Raw genomic sequence first — 17,538 nt, forward strand, 5'->3', positions numbered from 1 at the left:
ACATTATGACCACACATTTCCAATTGTTGGATTATTTGATATTCATAGGCTATGCCCTACTCATTTTAGGGGTTGGACTATGGGTTTCAAGGGATAAGAAGGGACATCAAAAAAATGCCGAGGATTATTTTCTCGCTAGTAAATCATTACCCTGGTGGGCTATTGGAGCCTCGTTGATCGCTGCCAATATCTCTGCGGAGCAATTTATTGGGATGTCAGGCTCCGGTTTTGCCTTGGGGTTGGCAATAGCCTCATACGAATGGATGGGAGCGATAACCTTGATCATTGTAGGTAAGTATTTCTTGCCGATCTTTATCGAAAAAGGACTTTATACCATTCCCGAGTTTGTGGAAAAACGATATTCCACAAACCTTAAAACCATTTTGGCTGTTTTCTGGATTGGCTTATACGTATTTGTCAACCTGGCATCCGTACTGTATTTAGGATCCTTGGCCTTGGAAACCATTATGGGAATCCCCATGATCTATGGCGTTATCGGTTTGGCCCTTTTTGCCGCAGCATATTCCTTATACGGAGGGTTATCAGCTGTTGCATGGACCGATGTCATCCAAGTGGTCTTTCTGGTACTGGGAGGCTTGGTAACAACTTATTTGGCATTGAATACGGTTTCGGGTGGCGAGGGTATTTTGTCCGGCCTTAAAACAGTATATGAGGCGGCACCGGACAGGTTTTCCATGATTCTGGATAAATCGAACCCCGAATATAAAAATTTACCCGGTATCGGGGTTCTCGTTGGAGGGTTATGGGTAGCGAATTTATACTATTGGGGATTCAACCAATATATTATCCAAAGGACATTGGCCGCTAAATCCCTTAAGGAGTCACAAAAAGGTATATTGTTGGCCGGTTTCTTAAAATTGATATTGCCGGTAATCGTTGTGGTACCGGGAATAGCTGCTTTCGTCATGGTCAATGACCCAGAAATATTAGCAAGTTTGGGCGATGCCGGATTAAAGAACCTACCCTCTGTAGGGCAGGCGGATAAAGCCTATCCTTGGTTATTGCAGTTTTTACCAACAGGACTCAAGGGAGTCGCTTTTGCAGCTTTGGCAGCGGCCATAGTATCTTCATTGGCTTCCATGTTGAATTCAACGTCCACCATTTTTACCATGGATATTTACAAACAGTACATCAACAAAAATGCAAGTGATAAGGCTACGGTAAATACAGGGAGGATATCAGCCGGGGTTGCCTTGATCATCGCTTGTATTATGGCCCCTTTATTAGGAGGGATAGATCAAGCTTTTCAATTTATCCAAGAGTATACCGGTATTGTGAGCCCAGGAATCCTAGCCGTATTCATGCTTGGATTGTTCTGGAAAAAGACAACGAATAAAGGAGCCATTATCGGGGCTTTGACCTCTATACCCATTGCAATGTATTTTAAAGTGGCCCCGAAAGGTTGGTCTACAAGTAATTTCTTTGTTGATGTTCCTTGGATGGATCAAATGGGATATACAGCTGTTTTAACCGCTATCGTCATTGTAATAGCAAGCTTGATACAAAATAAGGGAGCGGATGATGATAAAGGCATCCCGCTGACCGGTAAAATATTTAAAACATCTCCTTTATTCAATATTGGGGCTTTTGCAATCATGATCATTCTGACCGTTCTTTATGCCATGCTATGGAAATAACATCAATCGTTGCTGTTTGACAAATAAAGAGCATTACTATGATTACCAACGGTGAGCGTAACTGTAGAAGAATACATCATTGCTTTAGGATGATGGTGACTTAAATTTAAGTTCATTACGATTTTTGAGTTAGTTTGTAACATTAGGGTCTTAGAATTATTCAAGGCCCTATTGTTTTAATGAAAAATCGTTATCATATTATCCAAGGTGTAAATCCTTCTTAGATAGAATAGATCATAACCTTGTAAATCACTTACTTTAAAAATAAAGTATTCTTAATAAATAATTTTTCGCTCTCGCTTCCCTATTAAAAACAATCAAAACTTCAGGGTATTTTGCTTTCTAAATATTAAAGTTCCAAAAAAATAATCAGTATTCCATTCCAAAATATACTCGTCAGAATCTTAAAACAATAATCTGATTCTTGGAATATCAACCTTCAGCACACTGTTCAATAGTCTGTTATGAAATCATGGATAGTTCCTGTTTCTCCGCAAGGGAACCAACCGTATTCCACCAAAAGTCCGTAAACATTATGATTTAATACAAGATCTCATGTATTGTAAAGTTCGAGAAATTCAGGTGTGCTTAGATTTAGAATAATACCTAGAGACTTGCATTCCGAATCAATTAATCCTGCAACTTCGTCTCATCCGGAAGCTATAGCATTTTCCTAAGTGACATCATTTATTCATGGAATGGTACGGAGGGCTATTTTACTGGTTTTTTTTAATTCTTTGATAAGAATTCTATCAAAAAAACAATATCCTGTTTTAGAATATTTTTTACACAGCTTACGATATCAAATGCTCGACTGACTCCCAAATCAATAAAATTTCATTGATTTCAAGGTTTGGCAAGAAAACGAAAATCGTTTATTTTTAAAATTAAAATCCTAATAATAAAGTCGATAACCCTACAATAAATGCAAAAATCATATTCAAGATTTTCACGACCAAGAAAGTTCTTTTTGATTCCGCAAGCACTGGCAACATTCCATGTCCATCTTGTGATATTGAACTTGCCAGTAAAATGCTAAACGGGATGCTTCCTTGTGCAAAAAGTGTCACAAAAATTAAGTGGGGACCTGATTCTGGAACGACACCAATTAAAACAGCAATAAGCAATACAACGAACATATTTGAAGATAACCATGCTTGGACATCAATATAATCCATTAAAAAATGCATAAATAAAAGGGTCCCGAAAACCCATATAAAGATCCGTGGAAGGTGCATTTTTACAATGTGTTCCCAAATATGTTTTTTAATAAAATGATTTGGAACAGTCAATACAATAAAAAGGGAAAAAAGAAATACCAACAACACTGATATTTTCATCCAAATCTCTAAATCCCCTGCCAACAAACCGGTTGCAATTCCCACGATAAGAACTAAAATAATAATTGCTATGATGACCCGGTATAAGGATGGATGAAATATATTGATCCAAATTTTATCTTTTTCAAAACATTTGCATATAGCTTCATCGTGCAAAGGGAGCTTATGGGATGAAAAATTTTTGAGTGCTTTTTTGGGTTTATATAATTTATCGGTTAGATAACCCGCTAAAACCCCAACCACAAGAATAATCAGTGTCAACAATATAGCCTTCTTAGGAAACATTGCAAACATGATAAAAGCCTCATCCCCACTTGTCGCAATCATGGTAGTCACTAAGGCTCCAAATGAAACCAACCTGTGCGAAAACATGGCAACCATGGTAAATGCTCCAAGGCAACCTGGAATTGCGCCTAAAATACCGGCAATTAAATATTGACGCCATTTATTTTTAGTAAGGTTTTTTTGCCACAGCCCTTTTGATTGAACATTTATATATTCAATTAGCAGCATCATGACAAAGACAAAACCGGTAATCATGATGGCATGCAGAAATATCATATAAATAACTTCTAAAAGGTTATTCAATATAAATTCCAACCCTATTATTAATTTAAAAATCAATTTATTTATGTTTCAATTCATAAAATACCCCTCTTTCAAGGTTAACGGTTTCAATAATATCACTCGATTCTAAATTCCCCAAATACTTGTTTATTTCATTGCTATGGATTCCTAAAAAATTGTGTAAATCATCAAGCGTACAAGGGCGGCGGGCAATGGTTTCCATTATTGCTGTTTCAATATCACCATTATACGATTCAATACATGACCGTTTATCTGGGGAGGCTATGATTTCAATATTCGGCAACTCCCATAAATCAACAATGGCATGCATTTCCATTTTCGTCAAAGGAATTAAATCATGTCTTGTTCCAGGACGATCCAAGGTATTTAATTGAACGATATCCGGTTTAATTCTTAAAATGGTTTCTTTTAATAATTTTAATTCTTCCTTAGTATCATTATATCCTTTCAATAAAAATATTTCGAGCCAAATTTCGCCTTTGTATTCTTTTCTTAAGTCGACCAATCCTTGTATATGTGCTTCAATATTCAATTTTTTACTGGGCCTGTTAATTTTTCTAAATACATCTCTACTAGCTGCATCCAACGAGGGTAAAATAACATCCGCAGCCAATAATTCTTTTCTTAAGTTTTTATCATACAGTAATGTGCCGTTTGTTAGTATCGCTGTTTTTATTTTTGGGTATTTTTCTTTGATGAATTTTAATACATCACCAATTCTACTGTTTAATGTGGGTTCTCCAGATCCTGAAAAAGTGAAATAATCAATTTTTGGATTGTTGCCCATAAATCTTTCCAACTCGGTAATTACACTCTCATATTTAACATATTCCAACCTGTCAATTGTAAGATCTGTTGTTTTACCTACTTCGCAATAAACGCAGTTCAGAGAACAAACTTTTTTAGGAATCAAGTCAATTCCCAGAGACATTCCCAATCTTCGTGATGGTACCGGACCAAATAGATGTTTATACATAGCTAGATTTTATGTTCTTTAAGAATAATCGAATTATCTTCTATACCTAGATGATTTGCGATAATCGGGCATTTTGATTTCAATAAGAAAAATACCTGTCTGTTACAATCAGATAATCCCTCGAAATTTCCCTGACCTTTACTTATAACAAGATCTGTTGTATTGAAAAGTTCGAGAAATTCAGGTGTGCTTTGATCAAGAATAATACCCGGAGACTCGCATCCCGAATCAATTAATTCTGCAACTTCGTCTAATCCGGAAGCAATAGCATCTTCCCAAGTAACATCATTTATAATGGGAATGGCTCGTACAGCAAATTTTACTGGTTTTTTTAATTCTTTGATAAGTATTTTATCGAAAACCGATTCCCCTACATTGTCACCAATGTAAAGGATGCTCTTGGTTTTTTCCAATTGCTTTTTAAAAGCAGTATAGTCGAAAATTGCAAAATCCTGTTTCAGAATATTTTCTACATCGCTTACTATATCAAATGCTCTGCTAACTCCCAAATCAATAATATTTCCAGCAATGGCAATTTTTATGGCCGTAAGAAGCTTGTCGTCAGAATTAGCCACTAGCTTTTCCAATTCAGGATAAATGGCTTTAGTTTCTTTAATATGTTGTTCTTTGATAGCTTTAAATGGGTCTTGAACTCCTGTAACTTCCCGTACAATACCATAAACCATCATTCCCGTTTCTGCAGGTGTGGCATTCATGGAAACGTTTTTTACCAATTCTCCTGTTTTATCGAGAATTTGTTTTATTTCTTTTTCATCAGTAGTAGCCAATCTTCCCGCACGCAATGCTTATTGCATAAAACAAGGAATACAATCAAGGTAAGTTTTCATTATTTTATAATGTTAATTCAAATATATTTCCGGCTTTATCTTTAACAAACAAGATATCAGCCTTATCAATTCGTTTATTTCTTATTACTGGATATTTGCTTTTCACACATTTAGCCGAAATACTTTCACGATCTTCTACTTCCATACAGTTATGGGAAAAACTTTTCTCGTCTCTATGGAATGAACAAATAATTCAAGAAGGATTATCGCCTTGCCCTTCTTATCCCGAAGTAAAAAGGAGTGTTTCATTATTGCTGTTTTAAAGTTGAAATAATATATGATTTAGATCATTGAACAAGTTTCTTCAATTTGCTTCTATATTTTGAAGCGCTTTTCCCCGTAATTTCTTTAAACATTTTATTAAAGTGGGAAAAACTGTTAAATCCACATTCGTAACATATATCTGTAATACTACTTTGGCTTTCCTGTAATAATTTAGTGGCATGTACAACGCGATATTCATTAACCAATTTAGTAAATGTCTTTCCTGTTACTTTTTTAAAATATCTACAGAACGCAGGCACGGTCATACTTACCGCATCCGCAACTTCTTCTAAAGGTATCTGATTCTTAAAATTGCTATTTACATGTTTATAAATAATATCGATTTTTGCTGTATCCTGCGGTTCCACTTCAAAATTAAACCCTTCCGGATTTAGAATTCTGTAATCATCAGATAAGGCCAATTCATGAAGAACATCTAAAAACTTTATACATCTATCATATCCATCCCAATTTATTAAATCCTCGATTTTTGGTCCAATTTCCCTTTTTATCTTTGGATTGAACAATAGTCCTTTTTTTGCTCTCTCAAAAAGTCTATTGATATCTTTCATTTGTGGGAGGCTAAAAAACGTTTCCCCTAAAAATTCCTTCTTAAATTGAATAATGGTTTCTTTTCCATTATTTATCATTCCATCCGTAAATCCTTTATGCGGTAAATTCGAGCCTATTAAGAGCAGCTGGCTATTGTTAAAATAAGATATATGATTTCCTACATGTCTCTTTCCATATCCTTTATTGACGTAATGTAATTCCAATTCTGGATGAAAGTGCCAAAAGGCGGTCTTACTATCCAATCGTTCGGTACGTTGCACTATCAGAATTGAATTTTCAAATTCTGCATTTAATTTTTTATAAATCGGCTTTTTTATAATCATAACCGAAAATTATACTCAAAGGTAATATCTTCTTGGGAGATAATTATACAAATTCAACTCAATTATATTTTATATTATCCTTTTTTAAAGCTGAAATGATACATGCAGGTTAATTTAGAATAGAATGTGGTCAATCCTGATGTTTTCCAACATTCAAATCCCTCCTAACTTTGTACTATAATTAATTTAAATATTCACACAATGAAAAATTTAATTAAAAACAGTTTAGTATTCATAGTTATGTTTACTACTTTCCTTGTAAACGCAAATTCAACTGTAAATACTTTTAATGATGACCCAAAAACGACGTTAACATTAATCAATGTTAAACAGGGAAATAAACTCTTCGTTAAAGATGCTTTCGGAATTACCCTTTATAGCGAAACGATTCAGAATTCCGGAGATTATATTAAAGCATTCGATTTAACCAAACTTCCGGATGGCGATTACTTTTTTGAATTAGTTAAGGACTTAAAAATTAAAACCATCCCTTTTACTATTAAAGCAACTGTTGCTGATATTAAAAAAGAAAACGAAAAAAATGAACTCAGACCATTTGTAAAGTCTGAAGGAAATCTGGTATATATCTCTAGCCCATGTTCAAATAAACGCCCTTTGGAAATCAATATATATTTTGATGATAATGGTTTTAAATTAATACATTCTGAAACGATAGAAAATACTCAGAACGTTAATAGAATGTATAGTTTAAACAAAACTGAAAGGGGAAATTACAAAATAGAAACTAAAATTGAGGGAAGAACTTTCGTTGATTACATGAAACTATAGTTCGAAAAAAATGGTTCATTAAACAGTCATGGTCGGAAGAAATAACCCTCTGACCATGACTTTCAATATGGTCCCTGTTTCTATTTAAAAATAGTTGGGGAATTCTATTTTACACGCATATACATTAAGCATAAACTTATGATGTTAATCCGAAAATAAGAGTAACACCATACTACCAGTCAATAAAATCCTTGTCTCTTACCCCATGGGAAATCAAAAAGCATCCAATTAGTGTAAACACCTTGTGTGTTTCAATGTATTTCTTGTTTCCCTTAAAAGGGGGTATTATCGAAACTACTATTGGAGACCATGTTCGGGGTATACGGATCGAAGATTCCTTATTTTGGCAAAGTGGTCTTGTTTAACGGTCATTAGAGGTTGTGGTTATCCAAAACAAAGGATGTAATTATATAAGAAGTTGTCTCATTAAAAAAGACCCCTATATACAGAAACAAGGAGTGGCGCACATTATTTTAAGCAGACCGCAATCAAAATGTGCCCCATAATTTGTGGCAGGGAACAAATACTAAAATTTGTTCTGCATACTGTAGTTAGCAAGTAATTCTATGGGAAAGTATCAATCGATTTTGATTATCGCATAAAATATAGTATTTGAAAAAAGGCTTTCTTAGGGCGGAATTAGCCCAAAGAGCCAATTTACATATAATGTATATTGAAATGATCGAAAGTACTGAAACGATGAAGTAACTAGATCTTGATTAAAAAATCCGGGCAGTAAAATGGAATTACAAAAAATACGAACAATAAAAATAGGACTGCCCAAAGTGCCCACATTAATATAGGGTAAACAATAAGATTACCCTTCGATGTAGGCCTTAGCGAATGTGCAATAAGTCCATGTATTCCAAAACTAAAAAGAAGAAAGGTTAGGCTCGACATTATAACAGAAAACACCTTGGAATGAGCATCTTTTGAAATAAAAAAATAAATCCCTAATACGACAGATATTGCTATTACTATTCTAAATATCCTTCTTCCCATTTCAATTCGATTTAAAGTGGTTGGTTAAAATAAAATAATTGATGGTTAGCCCCTCTAAAACTTAAGAGTGGAACCCTACCATAAGATTCCATTTTTTTGACAAGATCCCGATGGAACCATTTTTTTATGATGCTTTTATGCTCTCTTTCCAGCATAACCATCAAATCTGCATTCTTATCTCCGAGATAGATTCTAAGGGCATCAAAAACATCCTCGGCAAACAATAGCTCAAAATGAATGCGCTTATAAGTTACTTTCTTGTGCAGCATCTTTTTGAACCATTTCATTTGTATCTCTCCCTTATATTCTTCCTTTGTGGAGATATGAACGACTTTTATTTCAGCATCGAGTTGTTCAGCCATTTCAGCTAATTTTCGAATGGCATACACATCCTCTTCCTCGAAATCCGTGGCATAAACGATAGTTTTAATCGGAGCATGACTTACATCCGCCGGAATGGACAAAATGGGGCAGGGCGCTTTTTCAATAAGATGCTTTGTGGTGCTTCCCATAATCATTTCGCGCAGTACGCTACCACCTTTTATACCAATGACGATCAAATAGGCATGCCATTCATCGGCTACCGAAATAATACCCTTTACAACAGACTTATTTTCTACCGCCTCTAGCTGTATTTTCGGATTCTCCCAATTGCGGCCCAAATGTTCTTCACAGAATTGCTCCAATTTGGAACGGTGCGTTGTAAAAGCATCTTTCTCTAATTGTGGGAAAGGTTCTGAAAGCATCTCCGTTCCCAAGACAGTAGGATAATCAAATACATGGGTAACTACCAAACGGGTACCTATCTGGTTTAACATTTCACGGGCATATTTTAAGGCGGCCACGGAATTCCCGGAATAATCTGTGGCGTATAGAATTGTTTTCACGCTTAGATTTTAATTTGTATTAAAAATATAACTCTATAGGGAAAATAGAAATGACCTATGTCATCCAACCTTCTAAACCATAATGACCCATGTCATTTTTTCTAGCCAGCAGCGGTTATTTGAAGATTTTTAAAGAAGGGGCTATTGCTGATTGTACATTTCAGTATACAAATTTGGCGATGACTTTATATATTTCGGCTTAGATGTTATTGCCTTCCATCTTTTGCTAATCGTATCACTTAATTGTAATCGGGCATCTACATTTTTGAAGGTTGGATTATCTAGCCACATTGGGTGAGAATTCCAATGACAATTAATATAATGAACCGCTTTTACTACATCTGGATTATCATCAATAGTTTTAAAGAATGGAACAAACCACTCTTTCCAGGCCATTTCGGCCTGTTCTGGTATATTAAGTTTCATTTCTTTGGTAAGCCCTTGATTTTCTTCTGGATCATTAATCAAATCTGAACTTGTTGGTGTTGCCTCCGCAATAAAAACAGGTTTTCCCTTTTTACGTGCAAATGGAATCATTTTTTGTTTTTTCCAACCGTTAAAGAAAGATATCCCAAGCCAGTCTACATAATCGTCGCCAGGATACCAATTTTCCAAATGTTCCTCATCGGGGGCCATTTTACCGGCAGACTGCCAAACATAAGCTGTATTGTTAACCCCCTTAGCACGAAGTAAATCCACTATTCTCCTATAGGCAGCGATTGTGCTCTTGCGGTCATAATGATTCCATGGATCGCCGTCAAATTCGTAGGCTATTCTCAAGAAAACAGGCCGCTTGCCTAAAGAAAGTAAAAAATCTCCTAATTGATCAATATACTTATCATGGGTACCGTCAGCGACTTTTTCTTCATGGTTTACGAATTGGAGTCCGATTGCCAATGCCATATCCTTGTAATCCTCATCTTCCAACTGTAGCGTTGCATTGTAATCGTTATCTCCCCAATCGTGCGTTTCGTACAAACCATCGAGCCCTTCTTGAATTCTGCCAAACGATTCTTCACCTGGGTTGATATTGGTGTAGGTAGTCCAACCTGCTGGTGTATCAAAATGATCTAAGTAACCGTCATTATACTCCTCTAATCCTCCGACAGCTTCCAATTCTTGGCCTACAAAAAGTAAAACCTCACCATCTTTAGGTTCAAATTTTGCAAGTTTTCTTTTTGTGGGTTCTTGTTTTTCAGCTTTGTTTGGAGCTTTCGCTTTTTCACCACAAGATGTGATGATAACAAGTAATAGAAGTACTATTTGTTTCATATTATTTTAGTGTGATATTTCATTATAATCGAACCATTCAAAATCGGCATGCAATTTATTATATGCTAAATCTTGGCAGCAAATTCCCACGAACGAACCCGTAAATGCCGGTCGATATCTTTGGCTACCCTTCTGCACGTAGTCATCAGAGAGAATACTGGCATCTAATACCGTACCTAGTGTTTGTGCTTTTTCCCCCTCTTTGGTACTGAAATAAAATTGAAGGCTATCATTGTACATGATTCCTTTTATAATCACCGAATCAAAATCCGTCACGTCAACTAGCTCTTCTTGTGAAATTTGCGTAAAATTATCCATCGAAAAGATAGACAGGTATTTTTTTTCACCAGTGTAGTTAGCCGTTATACACGCATAATGATAATGACCTGTATTATAATAGAATACAAGGCCAGCCATTTGTTGAAATGTATTGGGACGAAATTCAATTTTTGTACTTACTTCAACATTGAAGCTTTGAATACGACGGGCTATAATACTTTGATTGTGCGTTGAACTAAGTGATTCTTTACCGTAGAGTCGCAAAAAGCCCTCTCTTTGGGATAAGGAGCACCAATGTTCTGTTATAGGAATTCGTAACGACTGAAAATGTATATCAAGTGCCGTATTATCAAAGGTGGTTTTGGTTTTTGACAATGTATGACCATGCCCCACTAGCTTAGGTGCAGGTACTTCCGAGTTAGGAACTTTTGTGCCATTTTTCAAATAAGGCCATTGGTCTCGCCATACGATCTCTTCAATCCCCGTTTCTCGACCTAAGGTGCATCTGCCAAGAGTAGATAATGGTCTACTTACCAGAAAGACGGCATACCAATCGCCATTTTGGGTTTGAACAAAATCACCATGTCCAGATTTTTGTAGCTTATTTTCAGGATTTTCTTTCGTTGAGATAACAGGGTTATCAGGATGATACTCATAAGGACCGAAAATAGTCTTGCTTCGAGCTACTGAAAGCGCGTGATTGTATTCTGTACCGCCTTCTGCCAAAATTAGATAATAGTAACCATTCTTTTGAAATATATGAGGGCCTTCACTTAAACCCAAACTACTTCCGTTGGTTAGAAAATGTACTTTCCCGATAAGTTGCTTTTCCTTGGGTGAATATTCCTGCATTTCAATCCCTCCAAAAAACTTTCCTTTTCTATGGTCTACTAACATATTTAGAAACCATTTTTTTCCGTTGCTGTCGTGAAATAAAGAACCGTCGAATCCTCTTGATGATAAATAAATCGGATCACTCCATGGGCCATTTATATCAGAAGCTGTTACCAAATAATTAGGGGTGTCTTTCCAGACGCCATCGAATGAACGCACGTTACTGTACACCAAATAGAAAATCCCATTATCGTAGGATAAGCAAGGTGCCCAAACACCACAAGAATCAGGACAACCCTTTAAATCCAATTGCGAAAGACGATTCAATGGCCTACCGATGAGTTGCCAATTTTTTAAATCTGTGGAATGATGAATTTGAACCCCTGGAAACCATTCAAAGGTAGATGTTGCAATGTAGTAGTCATCGTTGACTCTAATAATTGATGGGTCAGGGTTAAAACCTCGTAAAATTGGGTTTTCAATCATAACTTAACTTTGGACCAGTTCTTTTTCTAATTCTTCTAATGATTTTCCTTTAGTTTCCGGCAAGATTTTAAGTAAAATGAAAAATCCGATGAGTGCTATGACTCCGAAAATTAAGAACGTCATCGTACTTCCTAAGTTGTCAAGTTCCCAAGGAAACACTTGTTGCACGCCCCAGCTTATGAAAGAATTTACAAAACCGAGACTACCGATAGCCAAGCCGCGATAGGCGTTAGGATATAGTTCAGATAGCATAACCCACATTACGGGGCCTAGAGAAAATGCAAAACACGCTATAAAACCAAGTATACCAAATAAAACCAAATTTGCATTCATATCTGTCGCCTTCTCTAGAATAGCGCCCTCAAATTTTTGATATTCTTGGTTTCCGATAGCTTGCTTAACGTCACTTTTAAAGGTGACATCACTGGTGTAATCCTTAGTTGCCAGTGGCATCAACTTCTGCCCATCAAGACCTTCGAAAGAACCAATTTCCGATTCGGTCAATTGGTAGGTTGCATTATTAAAACCATATGCGCATACGAGTAGGCTTATTGAAATACCGGCAATACCTACCAACAATAACGGTCTTCTTCCTACTCTATCGATTAGAAAAATGGCCAAGACGGTAAAAACCACGGTGGTAAGACTCAATAATATTCCAGATTTAAAAGCTGCTCCGGTACCAATACCCGTTTGCTTAAAAATCGAGGTTGCATAGAAATAAATAGCATTTATACCTGTAATTTGTTGTAAAACAGCTAGAACCAAACCTACAATAATTATAAAACGCAGCGCTGGTTTAAATAAATCAGAAAGCTTAACCTTATTCTGGTTTCTATTTTGATGCAGGCTTGCTTTTATTGCACTAATTTCTTCGGTTGCCAATTGCTCGTCATGAAGGCTATACATCACTTGCTTTGCTTCTTCTTCCCTATTATTCAAAAACAACCATCTCGGACTTTTAGGAACAAAAAAAAGCAAAATGAAATAAAGAATCGCCGGAATAATTTCGACACCGAGCATCCAACGCCACACGTTCGCATCGTTTAAAAAACTACTTCCACTCTCATTAAAAGCATTAAAATAGTAATTGCTTAAAAACGCGGCGAAAAAGCCAAGAACGATATTCAGCTGTTGTATCGAAACGAGCTTGCCTCTATTTTTACCTGTAGAAATCTCCGCTATATAAGTGGGCGCCAAAATTAAGGCCGCTCCGAATGCTAAACCGCCTAACATTCTGGCCATGTAGAGCATTTCATAGGAAATTGAATACGCCGAAAGCAATGCTGATAACACATAGCTTATGGCTACATATAACAGTAACTTTTTCCTACCGAAAAAATCGCTTAGCCTGCCTGCCAATAACATCGCAAACATGGCTGCAAAGGAAGGCGAACTTACGACCCAACCCGATTGTAATGCGTCTAAGTTATACTCTGGGTTAACATATGACATTACTCCTGATATGATACCTGCATCAAAACCGAATAAGAATCCGCCTAATGAAACCACAAAAGCAATAAATATCGATTTTTTCATATGTTCTATTCGAATGGATATTTTAATCCTATGGAAGTCCTGATTTTATCGAGCAAACCAATTACCTTTAAACTGTCACCCAACGCCCACAATTTGTTCTCTTTCGCATTTGACATCAAATGGTCTTGACACGATATAATTTCATGGGCAAATCCCTTGCCTATTGTCGGTTTTAAAAAATCAACTTTTTTACCGTCTTTAATGATGCTATACCCTTGTGCTTCGTGCCAAATTCTATGAATTTGAATTTCGCCTTCAGTACCATAAATTCTAGCAATCATATCGCTTTCATGGCAAAATCCGGTATACAGCATCGCTTGTGCATTATCATAGTTAAATATCGCCGATGTTTGAATATCAGCACCGGTTTCATGAAACTGGGCAGATGCCTGAATATCATTAGGTATGCCTAAAAGCAAATATGCCAAAAACACGGGATACGGCCCCATATCCAACAAGGCGCCACCGGCCAAGGCCATGTTCAAGTTGCGCCCATACTCATCTTCCAAATTCTGAGGAAAAGAAAAATCAGCTTTAATATGGACAATATCGCCAATTACCCCTTGTGCTATCTTTTCTTTAATTTCCACTATGGAAGGATTGAATCTAGTCCAAAATGCTTCCATAAGATACACCTTATTGGCTTTGGAAGCCTCAATCATCGATTTTACTTGCTCCGTATTTACGGCCAAAGGCTTTTCGCAGAGCACATGCTTGCCTTGGTTCATGGCAGCAATACTTAATTGGGCATGTGAATCATGTGGGGTTGCGATATATACAATATCCACATTAGGGTCCTGAAATAGGGCATCGTATGAACCATAATTTTTGACGGCGCCATGTTTTTTAGCAAACACTTCTGATTTCTCTTTAGAACGCGAGGCAACGGCATATATAGTAGCCTGTTCCACCAAGGATAAATCTCCACAAAATTGGTTCGCAATGTTACCCAAGCCTATAATACCCCAGTTAATTTGTTTAGACATGTATGATTATTATAAGATTCGAACTGTAAGAAGTTGTTAAATGGAACTTTCTTAGATGCTAGGCAAAGCTAATCGGCCTACAAAAGAATGGGTAGCACATATGAAGCAGATGATATTAAAAATGAAGCGGAGGAGTAAAATTGAAATCAATACTTATTCTAAATGGAACCCGACTCTATATGGATTAAAGTGATACAAGTTTCACCTAAATCCTCATATAAAGCACGATATGGAATTGAATAATAATAAATTAACTGCAAAGACAGTAATTGGATTTTTGATTTCTCAAATTTATTGGGAGATCATTTTCGTTTAGGCATCTACAAAGAGGGTTAGAATAAAACAAAGTTGCCAACCAAGGTCAACAACTTTGTAAAAACCAACTCAACAATTGGGAATCAAAACCCGTTGTTAAGCTGGCGAATTAAAATAATAAGCCATACTCCCTTTTTGATATCATAATCGATTAACACGAAAGTATTCCAAAATAAAACCAATCCAGTGAAGCTGTTTCTAATCAAACTTTGTGACAATCAACATGGAATTACTTCTAATTCACATGCACCCGAGGCGATTTCAACCTACTGGAGCCTCTCTGATTATTAATATAAAAGCTTTTCCCATCCTGGAGCATATTCCCTACTCCAATATTTCATTGCTTCTTTATTGTCCAATATATGTCCATTTTTAGGATCAATCTTCAAATTTTGTCCAGAACGCAATGCTATGTTACCCAATTGAACGAGCAAAGTACTTTTATGCCCTCCATCAATATCGGAATTTAACGGTGTTCCTTTCCGGATGGCATCAAAAAAGTTTTGAATATGTAAAATATCCAGAAACTGAGAGGGATCCGAAAGGTTATTGGCATTAATTTCTTCCATGCCGTCTTCCGCCTTGATCAATTTATTGTTTAAATCATAAACCTTGTAAGAATTCCCCGATTCTATAACCAAAGAACCATTTTCCCCATAGAACATAACACCCACACTACTTCCTTCGACAGAACGACCGTTACAACTTCGTCCCTCCCATGTCATCAGGCTATTATTATCAAACTCCAGGTTAATGATTTGTGTATCAGGAGTTTCCCAATCGTCATCATAACGATACCGACCACCATTGGAACTTACCTTGGTGGGGTACTCCACCCCTAGACCCCATCTGGCCAAATCCACAAAGTGGGTTCCATTATTCAGTGCCTCACCTGTTCCCCAATTCCAGAACCAATGCCAATTGTAATGAATTAAATTATCCCTGAACGCCTCGCGCGGTGCAGGGCCTTGCCATAATTCATAATCCAACCAGTCCGGTACCTCTGTTACTTTTCCCTTCCCAATAGTAGGACGATTATTCGTATACCATGTTTTGGCAAAATAAGGTCGGCCGATAATACCTTCTTTCAAATCTTTAATACCCTTTACAACATTTGGCCAAGAGCGTCGCTGGTTACCCATTTGTACCACTCGATCGTATTTAATGGATGCGGCTACCGCTAGTTCCCCTTCATTTGGGTTATGACTTGCCGGTTTCTCTAAATAAACATGTTTACCGGCCTTACATGCCATTATGGCTGCAGGCGCATGCCAATGGTCTGGAGCAGTTACAACCAAGATATCAACATTCTTATCATCCAAGGCCTCCCTAAAATCCGTTACATGTTTGGGTTTCCTGTTTTGTATTTTATCTATGCCGGTGATGAACTTTGCAGATGCCCTCTTATCTACATCGCAAGAATAGACAACGTCGCAGTTTGACTGTAAGGCGAAATTAGACCCCACTGAATAACCCCTGCTATTTACACCCATACAGGCTACCTTGAGACGTTCATTAGACCCTATTATATTACCATAACTTTTAGCACTGAACCCTGGCAACACCCCTCCAATAGATAAGGATGAGACACCTAAAGCTGCCTTTTTTATAAAATCCCTTCGTTTGTTTTCCATATTTTGTTTGTATTATACTTGTTTTATATCATTTTACCACGTCGTTCGTCCTCTTGTTTCCTTTATAAATCAGTACCCTGTAAGTAACAAAAGGCTTCCACAATTATATTTCCTGTTTCAGGCTTACAAACAAATCGATTGTTGTACTAGTGCCTAATGACTATAATGGGTTAGCTTAATGAATTTTGTAATCGAGACGCTGATTCCACATCCAAAAACATTCTTATATCGTTATGTCTTCTTAACACACTAGCAGGGCAATCAGTCGTTACGTCTCCATTTAAGGCGTTATAAACTGCTTCCGCCTTTCTTTCGTCAGGTACCACACAGCTGATTGCCTTACTATTCATAATAGCCGGGATAGTCAATGTTAAAGCCTTTTTCGGAACATCATCGATCGTAGGGAACCATCCTTCCCCTAATTGTTGATTTCTACATTGCTCGTCCAAGTCAACCAACTTCACTAATTTGGTATCGTTGAAATCTGCAACTGGAGGGTCATTGAATGCAATATGGCCGTTCTCCCCTATTCCAATACACGCTACATCAATTTCATGCTCTCTTAATCTAGCGGCATACTTGTCCATTTCATCCTCTATATCTTCAGCATCCCCATTAATTAGATAAACCTCTAAGGGATTGACGAAATCCAAAATTCTCTCTTTTAGGTATTTGCGGAAACTTGCTGGATGCGTATCGGCTATACCGTAATATTCATCCAAATGGAAAACTATTACTTTCTTCCAGTCAATTTTTGCCAGCCTCAAAGCCTTTAAAAAAGTGAACTGTGAAGATCCCGTTGCCAAAATCACCCTTGCTATACCTTTTTTTGCAATAGCCTCATTGATTTTCATTTCAACAAAATCAGCTGCTGCTTTCCCCATTTCCTCGGGTCGTTGGTAAATATCTATGTTCAGGTCTTGAACTTTAAAAGTTGTATTCATA

Annotated in this window: 14 protein-coding genes; 2 read left to right on the plus strand and 12 right to left on the minus strand. The window is 36.7% G+C overall.

The window, feature by feature from the left end; all coding sequences use genetic code 11:
* Positions 1-5 precede the first annotated feature (5 nt).
* Positions 6-1,658: a sodium/sugar symporter gene (locus HPE56_RS07015; RefSeq protein ID WP_188243056.1), complete on the plus strand. Its 1,653-nt coding sequence runs from the start codon at positions 6-8 to the stop codon at positions 1,656-1,658.
* Between the two features lie 887 nt (positions 1,659-2,545).
* Here HPE56_RS07015 and HPE56_RS07020 read toward each other — a convergent pair.
* The 5 genes from HPE56_RS07020 to HPE56_RS07040 all read right to left on the minus strand — a co-directional run bounded on the left by HPE56_RS07020 (position 2,546) and on the right by HPE56_RS07040 (position 6,570).
* Positions 2,546-3,622, minus strand: coding sequence for a putative manganese transporter (locus HPE56_RS07020; protein ID WP_223170229.1), 1,077 nt, complete (start codon positions 3,620-3,622; stop codon positions 2,546-2,548).
* A 1-nt stretch (position 3,623) separates the two neighbouring features.
* Positions 3,624-4,562 carry a radical SAM protein gene (locus HPE56_RS07025; RefSeq protein ID WP_188243057.1) on the minus strand — a complete coding sequence of 313 codons (939 nt, stop codon included), beginning with the start codon at positions 4,560-4,562 and terminating at the stop codon, positions 3,624-3,626.
* A 2-nt stretch (positions 4,563-4,564) separates the two neighbouring features.
* A complete protein-coding gene (locus tag HPE56_RS07030) occupies positions 4,565-5,365 on the minus strand; it encodes a damage-control phosphatase ARMT1 family protein (RefSeq protein ID WP_188243058.1) in 801 nt (266 codons plus the stop codon).
* 49 nt (positions 5,366-5,414) lie between these two features.
* Positions 5,415-5,555 (minus strand): hypothetical protein, encoded by a 141-nt coding sequence (locus HPE56_RS07035; RefSeq protein WP_188243059.1) that lies wholly within the window; start codon positions 5,553-5,555, stop codon positions 5,415-5,417.
* A 142-nt stretch (positions 5,556-5,697) separates the two neighbouring features.
* On the minus strand, positions 5,698-6,570 hold the full coding sequence (locus HPE56_RS07040) for an AraC family transcriptional regulator (RefSeq protein ID WP_188243060.1): 873 nt from the start codon (positions 6,568-6,570) through the stop codon (positions 5,698-5,700).
* Positions 6,571-6,771: 201 nt separating this feature from the next.
* Here HPE56_RS07040 and HPE56_RS07045 point away from each other — a divergent pair, with 201 nt between their 5' ends.
* Positions 6,772-7,359: a hypothetical protein gene (locus HPE56_RS07045; RefSeq protein ID WP_188243061.1), complete on the plus strand. Its 588-nt coding sequence runs from the start codon at positions 6,772-6,774 to the stop codon at positions 7,357-7,359.
* Between the two features lie 1,013 nt (positions 7,360-8,372).
* On the opposite strand, the gene HPE56_RS20550 is transcribed toward HPE56_RS07045, so the two are convergent.
* The 7 genes from HPE56_RS20550 to HPE56_RS07080 form a co-directional block, all read right to left on the minus strand.
* Positions 8,373-9,248 (minus strand): universal stress protein, encoded by an 876-nt coding sequence (locus tag HPE56_RS20550; RefSeq protein ID WP_188243062.1) that lies wholly within the window; start codon positions 9,246-9,248, stop codon positions 8,373-8,375.
* A 141-nt stretch (positions 9,249-9,389) separates the two neighbouring features.
* Positions 9,390-10,520: a glycoside hydrolase family 26 protein gene (locus HPE56_RS07055; protein ID WP_188243063.1), complete on the minus strand. Its 1,131-nt coding sequence runs from the start codon at positions 10,518-10,520 to the stop codon at positions 9,390-9,392.
* A 6-nt stretch (positions 10,521-10,526) separates the two neighbouring features.
* Positions 10,527-12,119 carry a glycoside hydrolase family 43 protein gene (locus HPE56_RS07060; RefSeq protein ID WP_188243064.1) on the minus strand — a complete coding sequence of 531 codons (1,593 nt, stop codon included), beginning with the start codon at positions 12,117-12,119 and terminating at the stop codon, positions 10,527-10,529.
* A gap of 3 nt (positions 12,120-12,122) precedes the next feature.
* Positions 12,123-13,658 carry a sugar porter family MFS transporter gene (locus HPE56_RS07065; protein ID WP_188243065.1) on the minus strand — a complete coding sequence of 512 codons (1,536 nt, stop codon included), beginning with the start codon at positions 13,656-13,658 and terminating at the stop codon, positions 12,123-12,125.
* 5 nt (positions 13,659-13,663) lie between these two features.
* Complete coding sequence (locus tag HPE56_RS07070) at positions 13,664-14,644, minus strand: Gfo/Idh/MocA family protein (protein ID WP_188243066.1); 981 nt, start codon at positions 14,642-14,644, stop codon at positions 13,664-13,666.
* Positions 14,645-15,246: 602 nt separating this feature from the next.
* Entirely contained in the window at positions 15,247-16,593 is a 1,347-nt protein-coding gene (locus tag HPE56_RS07075; protein ID WP_188243067.1) for a Gfo/Idh/MocA family protein, read from the minus strand.
* Positions 16,594-16,763: 170 nt separating this feature from the next.
* Entirely contained in the window at positions 16,764-17,537 is a 774-nt protein-coding gene (locus HPE56_RS07080; protein ID WP_188243068.1) for a glucosamine-6-phosphate deaminase, read from the minus strand.
* Between the last annotated feature and the right edge of the window lies 1 nt (position 17,538).

This window comes from Maribacter aquimaris (assembly GCF_014596745.1).
Taxonomy (GTDB): domain Bacteria; phylum Bacteroidota; class Bacteroidia; order Flavobacteriales; family Flavobacteriaceae; genus Maribacter_A; species Maribacter_A aquimaris.